The sequence below is a fragment of the Bartonella sp. MR168JLCBS genome, assembly GCF_042194175.1.
On sequence record NZ_JBHIMP010000299.1, the window covers coordinates 1 to 788 of the forward strand.

The following is a 788-nucleotide window of genomic DNA, read 5'->3' on the forward strand; positions in this document are numbered from 1 at the left end:
ATTTTTCGTACACTTTCCAGCTGGAATGAACTTGATGATACACAGCTTCAAACAATCCTTTCGCGGCTTGAAAATAAACCCATCAACGCGCAAAAATTAATCTATGCACGTCAACTCTTTGCACGTGCCCTTGAAACACCTGGTGGCTTAAAAATCCAAACTATTCATGCATTTTGCGAATCTCTCTTGCACCAATTCATGCTAGAAGCCAATATTGCCGGGCATTTTGAACTGCTTGATGATATCAGTCGAAAAAAATTACTACAAGAATCTCGTCGCCAACTTTTGGCACATCACGATACACAATCCGCTTTGAAACAGCTGCTTAAAGTTATGAATGAGCACACTTTTAACCAATTGCTGTATGAAGCAACTGAAAAGCAACATGAATTGTCTGATTTTTTGTCTTCTCTTCTGTCTGAAAATGGAGAAGAACGATTGCGTGCGCTTTTTCATTTAGCGCCTGATGAAACAAACCAACAGCTGCTGGAAAAAATTCAACAAACTGCTCGCCTGCCTCTTTATATTCTTACGCATTGCAAAACCCACGGCAATCAACACCTCAAAGATATGATTGCGAAATTTTCCCAACTAGCAGAGACTTGTGATGAAACAAATATTATCAAAATTATTTCCAATATTTATTTTAGAATGACAGGTGAACCTCGTAATTTTTCGCGTTTGTCTTGCAAAAAATCAGATGAAACTTGGCCCTTTATTCAACAAATGATTAAAGAAAAACAAAGCAAGCTTTCTGTTCTTTTAGAGAAATATCAATGCTTAAAAAT

The 788-nt window shown here is 37.1% G+C and carries 1 protein-coding gene; it reads left to right on the plus strand.

Annotated elements, in window-relative coordinates; translation table 11 throughout:
- The coding region (locus ACFIK8_RS11005; RefSeq protein ID WP_375669451.1) for a UvrD-helicase domain-containing protein at window positions 1-788 on the plus strand (788 nt) is incomplete at both ends.